The sequence below is a fragment of the Candidatus Avedoeria danica genome (assembly GCA_016703025.1).
Taxonomy (GTDB): Bacteria; Chloroflexota; Anaerolineae; order Epilineales; family Epilineaceae; genus Avedoeria; species Avedoeria danica.
This window is the reverse complement of sequence record JADJCV010000004.1, coordinates 397,397-415,906: the sequence shown is the minus strand read 5'-3', so window position 1 is coordinate 415,906 and position 18,510 is coordinate 397,397. Positions and strand designations below refer to the sequence as shown.

At 71.2% G+C, this 18,510-nt stretch carries 14 protein-coding genes; 4 read left to right on the top strand and 10 right to left on the bottom strand.

All coding sequences use genetic code 11. From position 1 onward, the window contains the following. Positions 1–68 precede the first annotated feature (68 nt). From IPG72_05020 to IPG72_05005, 4 genes are all read left to right on the top strand, one after another. Positions 69–1,439, top strand: a complete 1,371-nt coding sequence (locus tag IPG72_05020) for an FAD-dependent oxidoreductase (protein MBK6768383.1) — start codon at positions 69–71, stop codon at positions 1,437–1,439. 4 nt (positions 1,440–1,443) lie between these two features. Further along, entirely contained in the window at positions 1,444–3,000 is a 1,557-nt protein-coding gene (locus IPG72_05015) for an ABC transporter substrate-binding protein (protein MBK6768382.1), read from the top strand. Next, positions 2,997–4,886: a signal peptide peptidase SppA gene (gene sppA / locus IPG72_05010; protein MBK6768381.1), complete on the top strand. Its 1,890-nt coding sequence runs from the start codon at positions 2,997–2,999 to the stop codon at positions 4,884–4,886. The genes IPG72_05015 and sppA overlap by 4 nt, the downstream gene beginning before the upstream one ends. 110 nt (positions 4,887–4,996) lie before the next feature. Continuing rightward, complete coding sequence (locus IPG72_05005) at positions 4,997–5,566, top strand: DinB family protein (GenBank protein ID MBK6768380.1); 570 nt, start codon at positions 4,997–4,999, stop codon at positions 5,564–5,566. A 9-nt stretch (positions 5,567–5,575) separates the two neighbouring features. Here IPG72_05005 and IPG72_05000 read toward each other — a convergent pair whose 3' ends face one another. The 10 genes from IPG72_05000 to IPG72_04955 all read right to left on the bottom strand — a co-directional run bounded on the left by IPG72_05000 (position 5,576) and on the right by IPG72_04955 (position 18,321). Then, positions 5,576–6,262: a VWA domain-containing protein gene (locus IPG72_05000; protein MBK6768379.1), complete on the bottom strand. Its 687-nt coding sequence runs from the start codon at positions 6,260–6,262 to the stop codon at positions 5,576–5,578. 1,433 nt (positions 6,263–7,695) lie between these two features. After that, complete coding sequence (locus IPG72_04995; protein ID MBK6768378.1) at positions 7,696–8,292, bottom strand: hypothetical protein; 597 nt, start codon at positions 8,290–8,292, stop codon at positions 7,696–7,698. A gap of 534 nt (positions 8,293–8,826) precedes the next feature. Next, on the bottom strand, positions 8,827–9,474 hold the full coding sequence (locus IPG72_04990; protein MBK6768377.1) for a GNAT family N-acetyltransferase: 648 nt from the start codon (positions 9,472–9,474) through the stop codon (positions 8,827–8,829). After that, positions 9,471–10,028, bottom strand: a complete 558-nt coding sequence (gene folK / locus IPG72_04985) for a 2-amino-4-hydroxy-6-hydroxymethyldihydropteridine diphosphokinase (GenBank protein MBK6768376.1) — start codon at positions 10,026–10,028, stop codon at positions 9,471–9,473. Before folK ends, IPG72_04990 begins: the two co-directional genes overlap by 4 nt. After that, positions 10,025–10,447, bottom strand: a complete 423-nt coding sequence (locus tag IPG72_04980) for a dihydroneopterin aldolase (protein ID MBK6768375.1) — start codon at positions 10,445–10,447, stop codon at positions 10,025–10,027. Before IPG72_04980 ends, folK begins: the two co-directional genes overlap by 4 nt. Before the next feature lie 53 nt (positions 10,448–10,500). Continuing rightward, positions 10,501–11,277: an SDR family oxidoreductase gene (locus tag IPG72_04975; GenBank protein MBK6768374.1), complete on the bottom strand. Its 777-nt coding sequence runs from the start codon at positions 11,275–11,277 to the stop codon at positions 10,501–10,503. 115 nt (positions 11,278–11,392) lie between these two features. After that, positions 11,393–12,076: a GTP cyclohydrolase I FolE gene (folE, locus tag IPG72_04970; protein ID MBK6768373.1), complete on the bottom strand. Its 684-nt coding sequence runs from the start codon at positions 12,074–12,076 to the stop codon at positions 11,393–11,395. A gap of 170 nt (positions 12,077–12,246) precedes the next feature. Beyond that, positions 12,247–15,690 (bottom strand): tyrosinase family protein, encoded by a 3,444-nt coding sequence (locus IPG72_04965; GenBank protein MBK6768372.1) that lies wholly within the window; start codon positions 15,688–15,690, stop codon positions 12,247–12,249. 207 nt (positions 15,691–15,897) lie between these two features. Next, on the bottom strand, positions 15,898–16,605 hold the full coding sequence (locus IPG72_04960; protein ID MBK6768371.1) for an HAD family hydrolase: 708 nt from the start codon (positions 16,603–16,605) through the stop codon (positions 15,898–15,900). 93 nt (positions 16,606–16,698) lie between these two features. Further along, the gene (locus tag IPG72_04955) at positions 16,699–18,321 is read right to left on the bottom strand and encodes a DUF1800 domain-containing protein (GenBank protein MBK6768370.1); all 1,623 of its coding nucleotides are present in this window, start codon (positions 18,319–18,321) and stop codon (positions 16,699–16,701) included. Positions 18,322–18,510: the final 189 nt, after the last annotated feature.

The window sequence follows — 18,510 nt, the reverse complement described above, 5'->3', positions numbered from 1 at the left end:
GCCTGCGCGCGGGGCGATTCTCAGGTGCCCGCGCTAACATACCCGCTCGACCTGCCGCGGAGCGCGCCATGCCGACTCACCCCAGTCAACCGAACACCGCCCGTCCGACGGCGGACGCCGGGTCAAACCCGATCCCACCCGGCCGCTACGACATCGTCATCCTCGGCAGCGACCGCGCCGCGCGTTGGGCGGCATGCGAAGCCGCCTCCCTCGGCGCCCGCGTGGCATGGCTCGTCGGCGAGGCGGACGGTCCGCAGCCCGCCGGCGTCGCGGCCGAAATCGACGTCTACCGCGGTGCGCCCCACTTCATCGCCGCCGACGCTCTTCACCTCGCCGGCCGCCGGCTTCACTTCGTGCGCGCGTTGATCGCCACCGGCGCGACGCCGGTCGTGCCGTCCGCCACGGACATCGGGGCCGTGCCCCGCGTGAACGCCGACACGCTGGCCGACCTCGCGACGCCGCCCCGCCGCGTCGCCGTTGTCGGCGCCGGCGCCACCGGCTGCGCGATGGCGCAGGCGCTGGCACGCCGGGGCAGTCGGGTGACGCTCTTCGAGGCCGACGGTCGCGTTCTGCCGCGCGAGGCACCGGACGCTGCGGCGGCGATCCTCGCCGCCCTCACGGCGGACGGCGTGCGCGTTCGCACGGACCACCGCGTGGCGGCAGCCGTGACGCAGGCGGGCGGCTGGGGATTCCGCGGCGGCGCGATTGCCGGCACAGACAGCGCAGGGAGTTTCGACGCCGACACCTTCGACGCCGTCGTTTTGGCCGCCGGACGCCGTTCGGACTTGGGCGCACTCGACCTTCCCGCCGCCGCCGTCGAGCTGGACGGCGTCCGCCTGCGCCTGGACGAACGCCTGCGCACGACGAACCCGCGGGTGTACGCTGCAGGTGACGCGGCGCTCGACCACCCATCGCCGCAGGGCGCAATGGCCTGCACGCGCGTGGCGCTGCGCAACGCGCTGCTGGACGGCCGCCGCCGGGCGGATGTGCTGACGATCCCGCGCGTCGTGTTCACCGAACCCCAGCTGGCCTCCGTCGGTCTCTTGGCGCACGAGCCGGAGGCCGCCGATGTGCCGCTCGACACCCTCGTCCACCATGCGGAGGCAACGGAAGCGCCGCCGAACGTGTCCAACGCCGGCAACCGAGTCGGCGTCGTCGTCTTCCACCTGGCCGCCGGAACGGACGTCCTGCTCGGCGCAACGCTCGTCGGGCCGGACGCCGCCACGGCGATCGGCGAGCTGGCGCATGCGATCGACGCCGGCATCACGCTCGCCGAGCTTGGCCGTGCGATCCGCCCGCCGGGCGTGTTCGCCGATGCGGTGCGCGCGTTGGCCGACGACGCGCACCACCGCCGGCGCTCGCCGGGCAACCATGCCCTCGCAACCCGCTGGCTGGCGGCCCGCCGCGCCTGGGCCGATCGCACCGCCGCACGAGGCTGAAGCCATGAGCCCGATCCCGACGCACCGCCCGATCCCGACCCACTGCCCGATCCCGGCCCCGCCACCGCCACCGTGCCCGTCGCCCCGCACCGCCGCATCCGCGCCCGCCCCGGCCCTCATCGCCGCGCTCGTGCTCGCGCTCGCCGGCTGCACTGGCGTGCCGACGCCCGCCCCGACGCTGCCGGGCGGCTTGCGGATGGCCGGACCGGACGGCAAGCCCGTGACGGCGGACGCCCGCATGCTGACCGCCGTCGCGGCGTTCCCGACGACGAACCCGTCCGACCCCGGCACGTTCGCGGAGCGCGGCGAGTTCCCGCTGCCGAACAGCACCCGCCCGGCCGGCTTCGAAACGTACAGCTGGCAGCATCTCCTGGACGACGCGGCCGGCACGACCGTCCGCTTCGCGCTGCGCGACGACGACCCGCCGCGGGCGTGGGTGGACGACTGGGTGGTCGACGTGGCGGCGGGTCGCTACGGCATCGATGTCGCGCCAAACTACGTGGAAGCGACCGGCGACGTCGTGGCGCAGCTGGCGGCCGAGAAGGCGGCTGCCCTCGGCGCGTCCGAGGCGACGACGGGCACGATCGATCTGCTGTGGATCGACGATGCGAGCTACGGCGCGCTCGCCGACGGCGGCCTGCTCTACGGCCCGTGGACGGGCTACACGCCCAGCCGGCGCTACCTCGATCCGAAGGACGGCTGGCTGAAACGCACGTTCGGCCGGGACGTCGGCGAGAACGCCCTGGCCTGGGGCCGAACGCACTTCGTGCTGCTGCACGACCCGACGCGCCTGCCGGCGCCACCGAAGTCCTGGCCGGCGCTCTGGACGTGGATCGAGCAGAATCCCGGCCGCTTCACGTACGCCGCCCCGCCCGACCCGGTCGGCAGCGCGTTCGTCCGCCAGGCGTGCATCGCCCTCGCCGACGACGCGGCGGTCTTCAGCCGGCCGTACGACGACGCGACGGCCGAGGCCGCGCTCGAGCCGTGCTGGGCCAAGCTCGACGCGATCGGGCCCAAGCTCTGGCAGCAGGGTGGGCGTTACCCGCAGACGCAAGCGGAGGCGGACGATCTGTTCGCGGCGTCCGAGATCGACATCTCGATGCGCTACGGACCGCCGCCGCGACCGATGAACGCCGGCGACGGCGACGCGGCATCCGAGGATGACGCAACCGCCGCCCGCGCCGCCGCGCTTTCCGGGGCCCGTGCGTTCGCCCTCGAGGGCGGCATGCTGTCACGGGTGCACTTCCTGGCGATTCCATTCAACGCGCCGAACAAGCAAGGGGCCATCGTGTTGGCGAACTTCCTCCAAGATCCTGAAGCCCAGTTCGCCAAGCTCGGACCGGAGAACTGGGGCGATCCGACGGTGATCGGGCCGCACCTCGTCCCCGAGACCTGGCAGGCGACGTACGCCGAGGTCGTGACCCCGCCGAACGCGCTCGCCGAGGACGTCGTGGCCGCGCAGCGCATGGCCGAGCCTTCGCCGGCATGGGTGGAGGCCATCGACGCCGGCTGGGCGCGGTTCATCGGCGGCGGCGCGGCCTCGACCGGCGGTGCGCCGTGAGCGTGCGGGGACCGGCGCCGCGCAACCTGGCGGACCAGCTCGGCCACGCCGCCGTCTTCGGCGCCTGGCAGCTCGATCAACTCCGTCGCTGGCGCGAGCCGGCGCCCGAATGGGTGCTGGCGTTCGTCGACGACCAGATGGCCCCGTTGCCGCCGCCCGGCCCGCTCTGGCAGCGCCTCGTGCCGCAGGCGCCGACGATCCGCGACCTCGTCACGCTGTTGCGCGACGTGGCGCGCGATCCGCGCCCCGTGGGCATCGTGCTGCATGTCCGGCCGCTGTCGATGCCGGCATCGTCCATCGAGACGCTTCGGTCGGCGATCGCCGAGGTGCGTGCGGCCGGCAAGCGCGTCGTGGCCTTCGCGCCGCACTACACGCTCGGCGGCTACTTCCTGGCGTGCGCCTGTGATGAGATCATCGTCCAGAAGGGCGGTCACGTCGGCCCGCTCAGCCTGCGGCGCGGCTACTTCCACATCGCCGACGGCCTCGATCGCGCCGGTTTGCGGTTCGACGCCGTTCAGATCGCCCCGCACAAGACCGCCGCCGACACGTTCACCCGCCGGGAGATGTCCGCCGCGGCGCGCGAGATGGGCGAGTGGCTCCTCGAGGGGGCATGGCAGGAGATGAAGGCTTCGATCGCCGACGGCCGCGGCCTGACCGCCGAGGCCGTCGACGCGCTGCTGGCCGACGGCTTCTTCACGGACATCGAGGCGCGTGCCGCCGGCATCGTCGATCACGTCGGCGGCGAGGAGGACCTCCCGACGCGCCTAGCACACCGCCACTGGACACGCTCGGGGTTGCCACCAGAGCGCGGAACCCGGGGATTCAGCAGTGGCGGTGTACCAGCGGCCGCCGGCCCGACGCCCGCCGTACGGCCCGCCGAACGGCCCGCCGCACCGCCGGCCGTCATCGTCCACGAGCGACAGGCCCGGCGGTCCCTGATCAACGAGCCGCCGCCGCGGCCCGGCCCGTACATCGCCGTGCTCCGCATCGAGGGGGCGATCGTCGACGGCGAGACCGCCGCGCCGCCGGGGCCGTTGCCGGTGCCGGTCGTCGGGGACGGGCGTTCGGGCGATCGGACGGTCGTCCAGCAGGCGCGCCGCATCCTGGCCGACGACGACGCCGTGGCGCTCGTGCTGTCCATCGACTCGCCCGGCGGGTCGGCGACGGCCAGCGAGGCAATGGCGGCGGCGATCGAGCGCGTGGCCGCCCGGAAGCCGGTCGTGGCGCACATGGGCGGCGTGGCGGCATCCGGCGGCTACTACGTGGCCACACCCGCCCGCTGGATCGTGGCCCACCCGGGCACGATCACGGGCTCGATCGGCGTCCTCAGCGGCAAGCTCGTGCTCGGCGGGCTCTGGGAAAAGCTTACCTTCAACCACGAGACCCTCTCGCGCGGCGGCGCCGCAGGCCTGTTCGACAGCGCCACGGCGTTCAGCGACGCCGAACGCGACACGATGCTCGGCCACATCCGCCGCGTGTACGACGTCTTCCTGGCCCGCGTCGCCACGAGCCGCAACCTGCCGCTGGAGGCGCTCGACGCCGTCGCCGGCGGGCGCGTCTGGACGGGCCGGCAAGCCTTCGAGCGCGGCCTCGTCGACGCGCTCGGCACGTTGGACGACGCGCTGGCCAAGGCGCGCGAGCTGGCGGGCGTCGGACCGGGCGTGCCGGCGCGGGAGGTGCGGGCGGGGCGGAAGCGGCGCGGGCCGGCGGCGGGCGCCGCGGGCGACGCGGCGGTTCGAACGGCCGCATCGGTGCGCCTCTTCGCGGCGTCGCTCGTGCCCGGCCTGACGACGCTTGCCGCCGCACAGGATGCGATGGAGACCGTCCGACTGCTCAACGGTGCGACCGCGCTCTGCCTCTGCCCGCTCAGCATCGACGACCGCTGAGACGACCGCTGACTGGAAGCGGCCGCTGACCGCACTAGATTCCGGCCGATGGCGACACCGGCCGGAGTCGGCCGTCGGCCAATGACAACCTTTGATCGGAGCGACGATACGTGGACATCAGGCAGGTCCTTCGCTCGCAATTCGACGCCGCCCTCGACATGCTGGAGCACACGGTCCGCCTCTGCCCGGACGCGATGTGGGACGACCCGGCCGACAGGAACCGCTTCTGGCACGTGGCCTACCACGTCCTGTTCTACACGGACCTCTACCTCAGCCCGAACGAGCTCGCTTTCACACCGTGGGCGCTCCACCGGGAGCACCACCAGTTCTTCGGCGCGCTGCCCTGGCCGCCGCACGACCCGGTGGCGATCGGTGCGCCGTACACGCGCGACGACGTGCTGGCCTACCTGGCGCTCTGCCGCGACCACGTTGCCGGACAGCTCGCGTCGGTCAACCTGGACGCCCCGTCGGGGTTCGAGTGGCTGCCGTTCGGCAAGCTCGAACTCCAGCTCTACAACCTGCGCCACATCCAGCAGCACACGGGCGAGCTGATGGAGCGGCTCGGGGCGCGGGTGGGGGTGGATGTGCCTTGGGTTGGGATGGGGGGGATGGGGGGGGGGGGGCTGACGAGGACGACGCGGGTCGATACGGAACCTCGCGTCGCCGCCGGCACGATGTGACGCCGCTGATTACCGCGGCCAATACCGACCTGCGCACGGCAGCGCCACCGCGATCGCCCGGTACACGTCCGCCAGCTGTTCCGCGTCCGGCGCAAGGTGCACGTGCGCGGGCGACGACGCCATCGCCCGCAACGCCTCGACGTCGAGGTCGGTGCCGACGCCCACCGTGTAGACCGTGATCCCCGCCGCCTTCGCCGCCGCCGCGTTCGCCACGGCCACGTCGACGGGCACGGGGTTCGCGCGGCCGTCCGTGAGGACGACCATGACGGGGAAGTGCGACGTGACGTGGCGGGGGCCATGGAGCTCGTCGGCGGCGGCTTGGATGCCGAGGTCAATGCGTGTCAGCTGCGCAACGGCGATGCGCGTCAGCGCCCCGTCGAGATCCGCGCGCACGCTCGTGAGCGTCTGCAGCGTCGTGACGTCCGCGTTGAACGCGATGAGCGCGGCCTGATCGCCTTTGTCCAGCCGCAGTTGGTCGAGCAGGACGCGGGCGGCCTCGGTTGCCGCATCGAGCTTCGTCCGGCCGGCGGCGGTGCGCTCGAGCATGGACGTGCTGGCGTCGAGGACGAGGGCGATGTCGAGGCGCTGCTCATCGGGGAGGCAGCGTTCGCGGAGGGCGAGGGGGAGGTAGAGGGGACGGGGGGACGGGGAGGCGGTGAACGTCGGGGACGGCGGCGGGGTGACTGTGGCGGTCACGGAAGGCACTGGGGTGGGCAGGTTGGGCGGGGACGCGGTGGCGGCGGCGGTGGTCGTTCGGGCGGGCGTAGGGGTGGGGCTGGGCGTGGGGGACGAGGTGGGGGGGCGGAGGCGGTTGGACGTCAGGACATCGTTGGACCAATTGGGACGACCGTCCGGTGCAGGGCATGCCGTCATCAGGCGCTCCGAGATCAGTCTCCTTCCTTCGTCCTCCACCCGGATTACCTGAAACTCTGCCGTCCCGACGTCCGTAGCAGCGATGAGCCGTGTTCCATCGCCGGACCAAGCGATCGACTCGAATGGTCCTTGAACCGCTTGCGCGCCACGACCTGAGATAAGGGGGCGAGCAATAGGGACTGAGCTCACTAACTCAAGCGTATCCGGAGGGATGTAGCGGTACGTGGATATGCGCGAGTCCTCGTGGACAGCCAGCAGGCCATGATTCGTATCGGCATGGTTGAAAGCTACACCACCTACAATCGGAACAGGTATATCTACGGCTATGGCCGAACGATCATTCAGGTCGAACAGTGTCACGCCGCGCCCCTGCCATCGGTTCGCGACCATCACGCGCCCATCCGGAGACAGCGTGGCGTGAAAGAATGTCGCTGGAGCGCGCCCCGACGCGAACCCGCTTACAATTGGCGCCACTCCGATGATAGGTGGTTCTTCCTCGACCATGCGTTGTGTGTTGATCGTCCGGACAACTCCTGCTACGGTGAAGATATGCGCCCGCGAGCCTAAGGCATCCACAATGATCTCGGCTGCAGGACTGTCCAGAACGTACTGGCCTCGCACCGGTCCAATCCGGCTGCCCTTCACCTCCGATAATAGGTACTTGCTGATGGATGCAGGTCCGGGCCGGGCGATGTAGTTGGGAAAGTGCGGGGTCGTCGTAACAAGAAGTGTGTTGTCGTCTGGGCCGATGGCAATGCCACCTCCCAGGCGAAAGTTGGCGCCAGTGACTTCTGAGTCTGAAGCCCGCGGGAGAGAACTGGCAACGTTTCGTCGTAGTGCGTACAGAAATGGTTGCAGCAGTATGTTGGAGTTGACGGCAAGGACTAGCGTGAGTCCCGTTGTTGCCGTAAGTCTTCCAGGAGAGACGCGTTCAGATCCGCGGTAGATCGGAAGCAGGTCGCGAAAATCGAAAATCGTGATGGAATCACATCCCCGAGCTCCAATCCGCAAGTCCTCAGTCACAAATACCAAGTTCATGTCGTCGACGTCGGTGGAGAGTGTCGGGGCGGCTGGCAACACGCCTGCGTTGGCATCAGCGCACTGAAGCATTAGCAGTAGCAGTAGCAGTGTCACTCCACCGGCATTCCACGATCTTCGCTTCATTCGTCCGCCCTCTAGCGACGTGGAACAGGGCGGCATCGCATCGGCCTCCTGCGCGGCGACCGCTGCGATGCCGCCTTGAATAGCGCCAGTCGTTACTGGTAATCGAGATTGATGCTGACGCCGTTGTTGCTGCAGAGTGCGCTCTGGTCCCAACCGATCTGCACATCGGTCTCCCAGTAGGAAGCAGTCACCGGCGAGACAACATCGCTGCAGTCCGGTCCGCTGGTCACCCAGCGTTGTCCATTGCCAAGGTTGCCGCTCGCGATGTTGTAGTCCACGGCGTCAACATTGGCGCTTACATTGACCGTGACTCCCACGAGCCACTCCTTCACATCGTTGCTGTCACAGCCGCCAATCGTGGCGCAGGCTACGGGTGACCCGCTGAAGAATCCGTCATCACACTCGCTACAATTCCATGAGTACGCCGGCGGATTGTTCGGCGTCAGCGTCAAGAATCCGTAATCCTCGTCGTTCGGGAAGCCGTTCTCCTCAATAATGATCTTGACCACGATCGAGTTATTGACCACTTGATCAAGATTCATTCCGCCGGCTGGTACACTGCTCGTGATTCGCAAGTGGCTGCGGTCGGAAACCTGTGCGGCGACAGGCGTTGCCGCGTCGTGAAAGGCACTCAAGACTGCAACGACGGTGAAGGTACACGCGAGTAGGAACAATTGGCAACGCTTCACTTGACAACACCTCCTTGGGGGGTCGGTCGCGAGAACGCGAACCAGGCCTAGGCGAAGGCGGCCCCAGCGAGGCGTGGAGGTGCAGCAGCAAGAGGCCCGGATTGACGGGGACGGTCCTCTATGCCAACATCTGAACTAGTCTGCCTTGCGCTGTTAGCTCACCAAGGCAGCCGGCTGGCCGATCGTTACCGCGGTCGGTCAGCCAATCTCTCTTTCGATTCAGAACATGAGCTTCGGTCACTTGAGCACTCTTCCCGCATCGCTACTCCTATTACTCTGTAAACAGTGTCATGCCTTGACAAGGTAGCACAGTTGGGCGGGGGTGTCAAGCGTTTTTCTAGCGATATCATGCATATCTCCAGCAACACTCATGGATTGGTCTGTAAACTCGTGCTGCGTTCCTTGAGAGCTGGATCGAGCCACCTTCGCATCTTCAGGTGCAAGAATCTGTCCGGGACGTTGTCACTCTGGCGCGAGTCGGCGGCAAGAGCGTAGCCCCTGCACGAGGGATGGAACGGGGCATTTCCTGCGAGGCTACGGGGCCACGGCCATCGACCGGCCGAGTGCGTCGCACGCCGTCACCGACACCGCCGCAGCCGCGCTCGCGGCGTAGCGCTCGGCGAACATCGTCCAGATCATCGTGTCCCGCCACGTGCCGTCCGGACGCTGCAGGCGGGCGGACAGCGTCGCCTCGTGGCGGTAGCCGAGCTTTTCGGCGACGCGGGCGCTGGCCTTGTTCGCCGGGTCGCAGTGGATCTCGACGCGGTGGACGCGGTGGAAGCTGAACGCGGCGCGCGTGAGGGCAGCGGCCAGCTCGGTGGCCAGGCCGCGGCCGGCGTGGTCGACGTGCATCCAGTAGCCGATCTCCAGCGCGTCGGCGCCGATGCGCGGGTGCAGACCGCAGCCGCCGATGACGGTCTGCCCGCTCGGCTCCCACACGCCGTACGTGAAGTCGCGGTCGGCGTCGAACTCGGCGCGCAGGTGGCGCAGCCGGGCGATGGTGGCCTCGACGTCCGGGCGCTCCTGCGCCCAGCCCATCCACGGCCGAAGGTGCGCCAGGCTGTCGCCGACCGCCGCGGCCAGCGCCGGCGCGTCCTCGGGGCACCACGGGCGCAACAGCGTCCGCGGCGTCGTCAGGCGATAGGCCGGGCCGGGCGGCGGCGGCGCATGCGGGCGGGTCATCGCAGCATCGTCGCCGCTGCCAGATCGAGGCCGAGGACGACGCGCGGCACGGCGCGGCCGGCCTCGGCGTCCACGGCCACGCACGCGGCGGCGATGTCCCGCAGCCGTCGCCCGTCGCCGGGCAGCCGCAGATCGCCCGCGATATCGGCCAGCGGCACGGCCACGTGGGCGTAGCGTACGATGTCCGGGTCGGGCAGGCGCAGGCGTCCGCCATGCCCGTCCGCGCGGTTCACGACGGCATCGCCGAACAGCGCCAGGTCGAGGTCGATCGTCCGCGGCGCAAACCGGTTCCCGGTGCGGACACGCCCGAGCGCCGCTTCGATCGGCCGCAGCAGCGCGAACTTGAACGCCGCGGCATCGAGCGACGTGGCGACGGCCACGGCGGCGTTCAGGAAGTCCGGCCCGTCGCCCCCGACGGCTTTCGAGCGCCACACACGCGAAACCGCGTGCACGTCGCTTCGCTCCGCCAGCAGCGCGACCGCCCGCGACAGGTTGGCGCGCGCGTCGATGTTGCTGCCGAGGCTGACGAGCGCCAGCGAGGTGCCGGGGATCATGCGCCGCTCTTGGCCCCGCCGCCGAGATCGTCGAGGTCGTCGCCGTCGAAGTCTGCGCGACGGCGCGTGATCTCGACGCCGACGCTCTTCGCGAAGCGGACCGCGCCCGGCTTCTCGACGCGCACCGTCGCGCGTTCGGCCCCACACGCCAGGCAGATCCGTGCCACGTCGGCCGCCAGCCGCTCGACGAGGAGCGGTGCGTGCTCGGCCACGTGGGCGATGACGGCCTTCGTGACGGCTTTGTAGTCCAGGATGCCGGCCGGATCGTCCGTCCTGCCGGCCACACGCGTGTCCACGTAGAGGACGAGGTTGATCAGGATGTCCTGCTCGACATGGCGCTCCCAATCGTTCAGGCCGATGACGCCGCGAACCAGGAGGTCGCGGATGATCACCTTGTCGAGCCGATCGTCGTCGATCATGGGGTATTGCCGCTCCTGGCGGGTTTGGTCAGCGTCGCTTCCGACGAGCGGCGTCATCGCCCGATCGGCCCGATCAGGCTCTCGCCGCCGTCGACGTGGAGGACGGCGCCGGTGACGAATGAACTCGCGGCGAAGAACAGCACGGTGCGCACGATATCCGACGGGTCGCCGACGCGCTGGAGCGGCACGCGCTTGCGGGTGAGCCGTCCCCAGTCGTCCCCGTCGGCGGCGTCCGGCGGCGGGAGGATCGCGCCGGGGACGATCGCGTTCACGCGGATGTCCGGCGCGAGGGCGCGGGCCAGCACGCGCGTCAGATGGAGGACGCCGGCCTTGCTCACGCCGTGCTGCATGTGCTCGGGCCACGGCTGTACGCCCGACAGGTCGGCCATGTTCACGATCAGGGCGCCCTCCCCGTCCGGGCGCGCCGCGGCGCGCAGGTGCGGTGCGGCGGCCTGTGCGCACAGGAACGGCGCGCGGAGGTTCACGTCCATCGACGCGTCCCAGTCGGCGGCCGTAACGGTCCCGACGGCCTGGCGATCGAAGCGGGCGGCGCTGTTCACGAGGATGTCGAGCCGACCGAAAGCGGCGGCGGCGTCGGCGACGAGGCCGGGGATCGCATCCGGATCGGCCAGATCGGCCGCAAGGGCGACGGCGCGCACGCCGAGCGCCTCGGCGTCGCGCACCGTCGCGAGCGCCGCATCGCGCGAGCCGCCGTAGTGGACGACGACGTCGGCACCGGCGCCGGCCAGCCCGAGCGCGATCGCACGGCCGACGCGCACCGCGGCGCCGGTGACGAGCGCGGTGCGGCCGGCGAGCGGGCGGGCGGGCATGGTCGTTCCTTGGGGCGGGGTCGATGGTGCGGAGTCGTTGCCGGCGGGCCGGGCAGTCGGTGGCCGGTGGCCGGTGGCCGGTGGCCGGCGGGTCTCCGGAACGGGCATCGCGCGACTAGCGCCCGATCAGGCGGTAGAACTCATCGCGCAGCGCCGGGTCGTCGCGGAAGGCACCACGGCGGGCGGTGGTGATCATGTTCACGCCGTGCTTCTTCACTCCCCGCAAGCTGGCGCAGGTGTGCTCGCCTTCGAGGACGACCATCGCGCCGACGGGGTCGAGGGCCGCGATGAGGCTGTCGGCGATCTCGTTCGTCAGTCGCTCCTGGATCTGGAGGCGCCGGGCGAACATATCGACGAGACGCGGGATCTTGGACAGCCCGACCACCTTGTCGCGTGGGATGTATGCCACGTGCGCCCGCCCGGTGAACGGCAGCATGTGGTGCTCACACATCGACTGGTAGTCGATATCGGCGACGACGATCATCTCGCCCTCGCCGTACTCCACTTGGAAGAGCGCGCCGTTCAGAATCGTGTCGATGTCCTGCCCGTAGCCCGAGAGCATCTCGCGGTACATCTTGGCCACGCGGTGAGGCGTCTTCTGCAGGCCGTCGCGCGCGGCGTCCTCGCCGAGGAGCTCGAGCAGTCGCCCGACGAGCGCTTCGACCTCGGCGCCGGCATCGGCGGCAAGGCGCGGCCGTGCGCCGTTGTGCAGGGGCAGCGCCGCGGGCGCGATGCCGGTCCGGACGCGATCACTTGCGGAATGAGGCGCCGGGGTGTGGTTCGATGCGATCAGCGACATGCAGCTTGTCCTTCTGGGGGCAAATGACACAGGTGCAAATGACACAGCGGTCAATGACACAGCGGCCAATGACGACCGAATCGCCGCGGCATGCGACGATTCCGCACCGCAGCCCCATACCGTCGCGCGCTGCGGCGCGTACGTTACAACCGTTGGATGGATCGAACGGCTCAGCGGTCGACGGACACCCTAGCCGGCGCCGGCGACGTCCGACAGACGTACGGGAACTCCGTCCCGCACCGCGTCGACCGGCTCGCCGCCGCAAGCGGGTCGCTGCCCGCGCGCGCCTCGCAACCGTCGCCCGCCCCGTCGCCGTCCGTGTCGGGCGCCAGGGCGATCGTCCCGGCGCGCCACTCCGCCGCGTCGTCGAGGCCGTCGTCGTCCGAATCGGCGTCGTCGGGCCACGAGAGCGTGCGCAGGACCTCGTCGCCGTTCAGCAGGCCGTCGCCGTCGTCGTCCGCTTTGGGCGCGACGAGCGTGTACGGCCACACCTGCGGCGGGCCGAGGGCGGCGGCGGGCGCGGTCGCGCCGGCCCGGGCCACGGCGTTGCGGTCGAGGGCGACCTCGACGGGGCCGAGGGCGGGTGGGGCGAAGCCGGTGAAGACGTATGGGCCGGCGCCGGCGCCGGCGACTGAAGTCGCCGGCGAGCCGTTCACCGTCAGCATGGCCGGCCGGACGCCGACGACCCCGGCGTCGAACGTGACGGCATACGAGCTGAGCGATACGACGTACGGATGGAGGTGGAACGGCGTCTGGTAGATGACGTGCGGCGGTTCGAGAGCCGAAGGGTCGCCGGACGCCGCGGCGTCGCCCGTCCGTCCTCCGGCCTGCAGGATCCGTCGGTCGCGGTTCACGGTGTCCACCCAGCGGTGCCAGCGCCAGAAGATGGGGTCCCGCGGCGCGCTCGGCGGGTTCAACATGTCGCCGCCGATGAGGAGGTGAATCGTGTTGTGCCACGGCTCGGTGACGGCGCAGCCGAGCAGTCGCCGGTCGGCCGGGTAGTCCGACAGCCGGGATTGGCCGCCGCCGGTGACGTCGCATGGCATCCCGTTCCAGCCGCGGACGGCGCCGCCGTTGGCCGTGAACGATGCCGGCTTGGCGAACGGCCGATAGAACGCGTTGCGCGACGCGTGGTCGATGTCCGGCCCCCGCGGGAGCGGCTGGGCGGAGTCCCACGTCCCGATCTCGGGATAGCCGAACTCGTGCCGCCAGCGGTTGAAGCGGTCCATGAACTGGACGTGGAAGTCGAAGAACAACGTCCCGTCGTAGAACGGCTGCTCGAACGCATAGCGCTGGTGCCACAGCGCGTGCTCGCGCTGGACGAACTGGGTGTGGTTCGTCGTGTAGAAGTCCTCGGCCTGCCGGGTGCTGTTGGCCGCGTTGCGCTCGACGCTGAGCGTGACGACGTCCGTGCACTGGCCCACGCCGTCGCGCACCGTCACCCAAACGCGTCGCGCCACCGGGCCGGCATTGTTCGGGTGGCGCTGGCTCAACGCCGGCTTCCAATAGAGGGCGAACGTCGAAGCGCGCATGTCGGCCGCGCGGAGCGGTGTCGTCCGCCACGCGCCGGCCGTGCTCTCGCTGTAATCGGCGATCGCGTCGCCGTCGTAGCCCCAGCTGTACGTGAAGTTGCCGCGCGTCGGGGTCATCGCCGCCCGGAACGCGACGCGCTGGCCGACGTTGGCGGTGCCGGTGCGGGGCGTGATCGACACGCGGCACGTCGTCGGGATCGTCGGCGTCGGGACGGGCGTCGGCAGGGCCGGGGTGGCGGTTGGACCGATGAGCGTCGGGAGCGCGGCCGGCGGCGTCGGGGTGGCCGTCGGGGCACCGTCGGCCCGCGCGGCGCTGAAGCGCAGCCCCGCGATGTCCTCGCCCGCGAAGCCGCGCACCCACACGACGTGCGCTTGTGGGCCGGACGGCGCATACCCCTCCGGCGGCTCCACGGCCACGGTGTACCGGCCCGGCTGGGCCACGGCGACGCGGAACGATCCGTCCGCGCCGGTGAGCACGGTCTGCGCCTCCGGTCCGGCCACGGTCACGCGCGCGCCGGCGAGCGGCACCGGCGCCGGCCCGCCGACGTCCTCGGCGGTGCCGCCGATGTCCGTCAGGCCCGCCGCGACGAGCCAGTCGCACTGGCCGTAGGCATAGCGCGCCCCGCCGCCCGTGCTGGCCGACAGCCGCGCGCCCCCGGCCGCGAGCGAACGGCGCGCCCGCACGGCCCGCCGCCACGGGATGGCGGGCGCGGCGCCGCTGAAGATCACGGCGGTCTCGCCGCTCGGGCCGATGTCCTCGAGCACCGCCTGCACGTTCTCGCCGCCGCCGGAGACGACGTTGAGCGTCAAGTCGACCGGCTCGCCGGCGACGAAGAGCGGGCCGCTGTCGCCCATCACGCAGCCGCGGTCGGTGGCCACGGCCGCCGCCAGGCGCGGCACGCCGCTCGTCTCGCCGCTGAGGCTGATCGTCACGAGCGGTGCATGGTCGTCGTCCGTCCGGACGAGGACGAAGTCCTGCCACGCGCCCTCCGCCTTCGGGGCGAACCGGACGGTCACACCGCGCTCCTCGCCCGGCATGAGGAGCGTGTTGGCGCTCCACGGTGCCGGCAGCGTGAAGGGCGAAGTGCCGACGTCGCTCTGCAAAGCAAGGCCGAACACCGTCAGCGGCGCGCCGCCTGCGTTGCGAACGGTCAGGATGCGATCGGACGTGCCCCCGGTGGCAACGCGGTCGAACGTGAGGCGATCGGGCCGCACCGTGACGGCGGGTCCTTCCGGCGCGACGACCTCGAACGCGCAGGCACCCTCGGCTGCCGGCTGGGCATCGCCGGCGGCGCGGAAGGCGCGCCACAGGACGCGGCGCGTGCCGAGCGCGGCGCCGATCGGCACCGCAATACCGTATTCCTGCCCGCCGTCGACGGCCCGCTTCTCCGCCAAACTACGGACGGCGCCGTCCGGCGCGATGTCCTGCACGGAGATCCAAGCGTCGGCGGCGCCGCGCACCCGGAAGCGCAGCGTGGCGTGCTCGCCCACGATGGCGGATGCCGCCGGGCGCGCAAACGAAACGCCCGGGCCGGCCTGGCAGCCCGTCGAGGCGTCGACATCCACGACGAGAGGCGTCGCGGCGCCGACGCGGTGCAGGCCGAACTGCACCGGCGCGCCGAGGGCGCCGGCCGCGCTGTTCGGCGCGACATCGAACTGCAGGTGCGCCTCGTTCGCGCGCGTGGCGGCCCAGCCGGCGGGAACGGCGAGCGTGAGCGTGTACGCGCCGGCGGCGCTGAGGCCGAACGCGAATGCGCCCGTGCTGTCCGACGTCGCGGCGCCGGCCGCTCCAGTCGGTCCGGCAAGGGCGATCGGCCGACCGGCCAGCGCTCCCTCGCCGCTGCCGCGCAGGCCGTCGCCGTCCGTGTCCTCGAACACGGTGCCGACGATCGCCCGCTCCGGCGTGATGAGATGGGTGCCGCCGCCGGCGGTCTGAGCCGCCACGGCTTGCGCAGCGCGGGCCGGCGTGTGGGCCCCGAACGCGCCGTGGTCGGCGGCGGCCCAGAGCGGCAGCGTGGCGGCAAGGACGGGGACGATTCGGCGGAGGGCGCTGCGGGTGGGGATGCGGCGGGACGTTCGCACGGTTGGGCTCCAGGGGACGCGGGAAGAAGCCCTCACCCCCCAACCCCCTCCGAAGCCCCTCCGCACCCGAGGTGCGGAGGGGGCCCCGTAAAGTCGTCTGGGGGAGGGGGAGGCGGCGGGGCCGGGCACGATCGTCGTGGCGGGCGAATCATCGTGGGTCGCGGGCAATGGCGATCGATGGTTGACAACGTCGAACGGGACTGCCGGTTACGCCGGTTCCGGCGCTGCCAGGAGCCATTCGAGCACGCGGTCGACGTCGCCGAGGTCGTCGAACACGACGTCGGCGCCGGTGGCCGCCAACGCAGCGACATCGTAGTCGCCCGTGGCGACGGCCACCGCCCGAAACCCGTTCGCGCGGGCGGCGGCGACATCGAGCGGGGTGTCACCGATGACGAAGACTTCGGCGGGCCGGGTGACGGCGGCCGGGCCGCCGACGATCGCGGCGGCATGGGCGACGAGCTGTCCGCGGTCCTCGTGCGTGTCGGCGAAGCCGCCGTCGTCGAGGGGCGGACCGAAGCCGTAGTGGGCGAGCTTCATGAGGCCCGTTCGTCTGAAGTTGCCGGTGGCGATGCCGACCTGCGCGCCGGGCGCGGCCGCGAGGCGCTCGACGAGGGCGTGCGTGCCGGGGAGGGCGCGGCCGACCGTTTCGTGGAGGGCGTCGCCAAGGTGCTCGGCGTACACGGCCGCGAACCGCTCGAGCCATCCCTCGAAGCCACCGTCGAGGCGGTCCGAGTCGACGCGGCCGCGCGCGAGGAGGTCGCGGGCGATTGCGCGGTCCGTGCGGCCGGCGTACGACACGCCCGCCATGCCGTCCGGGATGCCGAGGAGGTCACGGACGGCGCGGCCCATCGCCAGGACACCGGCGCCGCCGGTGGCGAGGAGGGTCATGTCGATGTCGAAGAGGTACGTGGCCATGGGCGGCTCCGGTTGAATGGGGCCGGGCGGGGGGATCGCTCGGCTCGGGCGCCCCATTCTAATTGGGTTCAACGGCTTCAGCCGTTGCCTTCGTTACCGCCAGAGCGCGTACGGGCTATCCAGGATCAACGCCACCAGCTCCCGAATCCGCGCCCGCTGGTCCGCGCTCAGCGTGTCGAACTCGGTGCCGCCGGCCGTGACGTAGTCCACGAGCACGGCGCGGTCGGCGGCGAGCATCGGTCGGCTCAGAATGCGGTCGATCCAGTAGTCCACCACGGCGCCGGCCGTCTTGCGGTCCGACGGCGTCTGGTCGATGACGTTCAGCGGGCTCTCGACGCCCCCGGCGGCCGGCCGGCCGCCGGCGCCGCGGTCGACGCTGCCGACGAGGTCGAGGGCGTAATTCCAACGTGCCAGCAGGCCGGACGAGCTCGCCCAGGCCACCTTGACGTCCGGGTAGCCGTCCGGCGTGGACCAGTAGAACGGGAGGTGACCGGCAAGGGCGAGCATCCCGGCGCCGGTCCGGCCACGGCGCGACGTCGTGAAGGCGGACAGGGCGTCGAAGTCTGCGGGCTGGGCGCCGAGAGCGCGGGCGGCGCGGGCGGCGAAGTCCAACGGCCGGCTGTAGCGTCCGCCGTAGCGGCCGAACGCGCCGGCAAACTCGGCGGAGGTAAGGATCGTGCGGACGATCGATTTGATGTCCCCGTCCTTGGCCTTGTAGACGGCCGCGACGCGGTCGACGAGGCCGGGCACGTCCGCTTCGGGATCGTCGCACACGAAGCGGCGGATGAGCTTGGTGGCGATGAAGCGCGGTGTCGCGTCGTGCCGGCAGAGCATGTCGATGACCTGGACGCCGTCCTGCTCGCCCTGGCGGGCCGGGATCGCCTGGCCGAGGACGCGCTTGGCGTTCTGGTCGTGGATCCCGTCGCGGTACTGGTAGTCGCCGACGGCGCCGCCGCGACCGCCGCCGCCCTGGCGGACCCAGTTCCAGCCCGTGAAGCAGCGCGCGACCTCCTTGATGTCGTCCTCGGTGTACGGCACGCCGTTCACGGCCACCCCAAGGGTATGGAGCTCCATGATCTCCCGCGCATAGTTCTCGTTGATCTTGCGCGCCTGGTTCGAGTCGTTGTCCAGGAACATCAGCATCGCCGGCGAATGGGCCGAGGCCGTGAGGATGTCCTTGAACCTCCCGAGGGCGTGCGTCCGGGCGACGGTGCGGTCATCGATGATCCGAACCCGCCCGGCGTCCGCCTGGCCGACGAAGACCGTGAAGTGGTCGTTCCAGAAGTCGACGAGGACCTCGTACAGCTGGCGCGGGCTGAACCACTGCCGGATGAGGGTGCCGTTGACGAGGTGCTGCGCCGGGTTGCCGTTGTTGCCGGCCAGCAGTTCGGCCGCCGTCAAGCCGTACGACGTGAGCCCGAGGGCGACGAGCGCGGCATCGGTGTACGGGTCGGGCAGCTTGGTGAAGGCGAGTTGCGCCTCGATCCAGGCTTCGGCCCCCGACTCCCGCGCCGCGTCGACGTCACCCGGCCGCGCGCCGAAGGCGGCCCGCTGCCAGAGCAGGGCGACGGCGTCCGGCTCGGGCATATCGGCCGCGGTGCGTGCGGCCCAGCGCACGACAGGCCGTTGGTCGCGGACGAGGGCGCCGGGGGCGAGTGCGGCGCCGGCGAGGGCGGCGCTGCCCCGGCCGAGGAACGTGCGGCGACTGACGGCCATCGGGCACCTCCTGGGGGTGGGTGCGTAGCGGTCGATGCGGCGGGCGCGCGGCGTTGCGCGCCGACGGAACAAACGCGCGGACGCGCGAGGGCGTTAGAGTCGCCGGCGCGTTCCACGATCCTGTGCGGCGGTAGAATAGCAGCATCGGTATCGCGACGAACGCGCCCGACTCCGTCTTCAGCCGCACGT

Bases quoted from the DNA above. Each gene is read 5' to 3' on its own strand.
- IPG72_05020 (MBK6768383.1), top strand. From the start codon at position 69: ATGCCGACTCACCCCAGTCAACCGAACACCGCCCGTCCGACGGCGGAC.
- IPG72_05015 (MBK6768382.1), top strand. From the start codon at position 1,444: ATGAGCCCGATCCCGACGCACCGCCCGATCCCGACCCACTGCCCGATC.
- IPG72_04990 (MBK6768377.1), bottom strand. From the start codon at position 9,474: ATGACCCGCCCGCATGCGCCGCCGCCGCCCGGCCCGGCCTATCGCCTG.
- folK (MBK6768376.1), bottom strand. From the start codon at position 10,028: ATGATCCCCGGCACCTCGCTGGCGCTCGTCAGCCTCGGCAGCAACATC.
- IPG72_04980 (MBK6768375.1), bottom strand. From the start codon at position 10,447: ATGATCGACGACGATCGGCTCGACAAGGTGATCATCCGCGACCTCCTG.
- IPG72_04975 (MBK6768374.1), bottom strand. From the start codon at position 11,277: ATGCCCGCCCGCCCGCTCGCCGGCCGCACCGCGCTCGTCACCGGCGCC.
- folE (MBK6768373.1), bottom strand. From the start codon at position 12,076: ATGTCGCTGATCGCATCGAACCACACCCCGGCGCCTCATTCCGCAAGT.
- IPG72_04960 (MBK6768371.1), bottom strand. From the start codon at position 16,605: ATGGCCACGTACCTCTTCGACATCGACATGACCCTCCTCGCCACCGGC.
- IPG72_04955 (MBK6768370.1), bottom strand. From the start codon at position 18,321: ATGGCCGTCAGTCGCCGCACGTTCCTCGGCCGGGGCAGCGCCGCCCTC.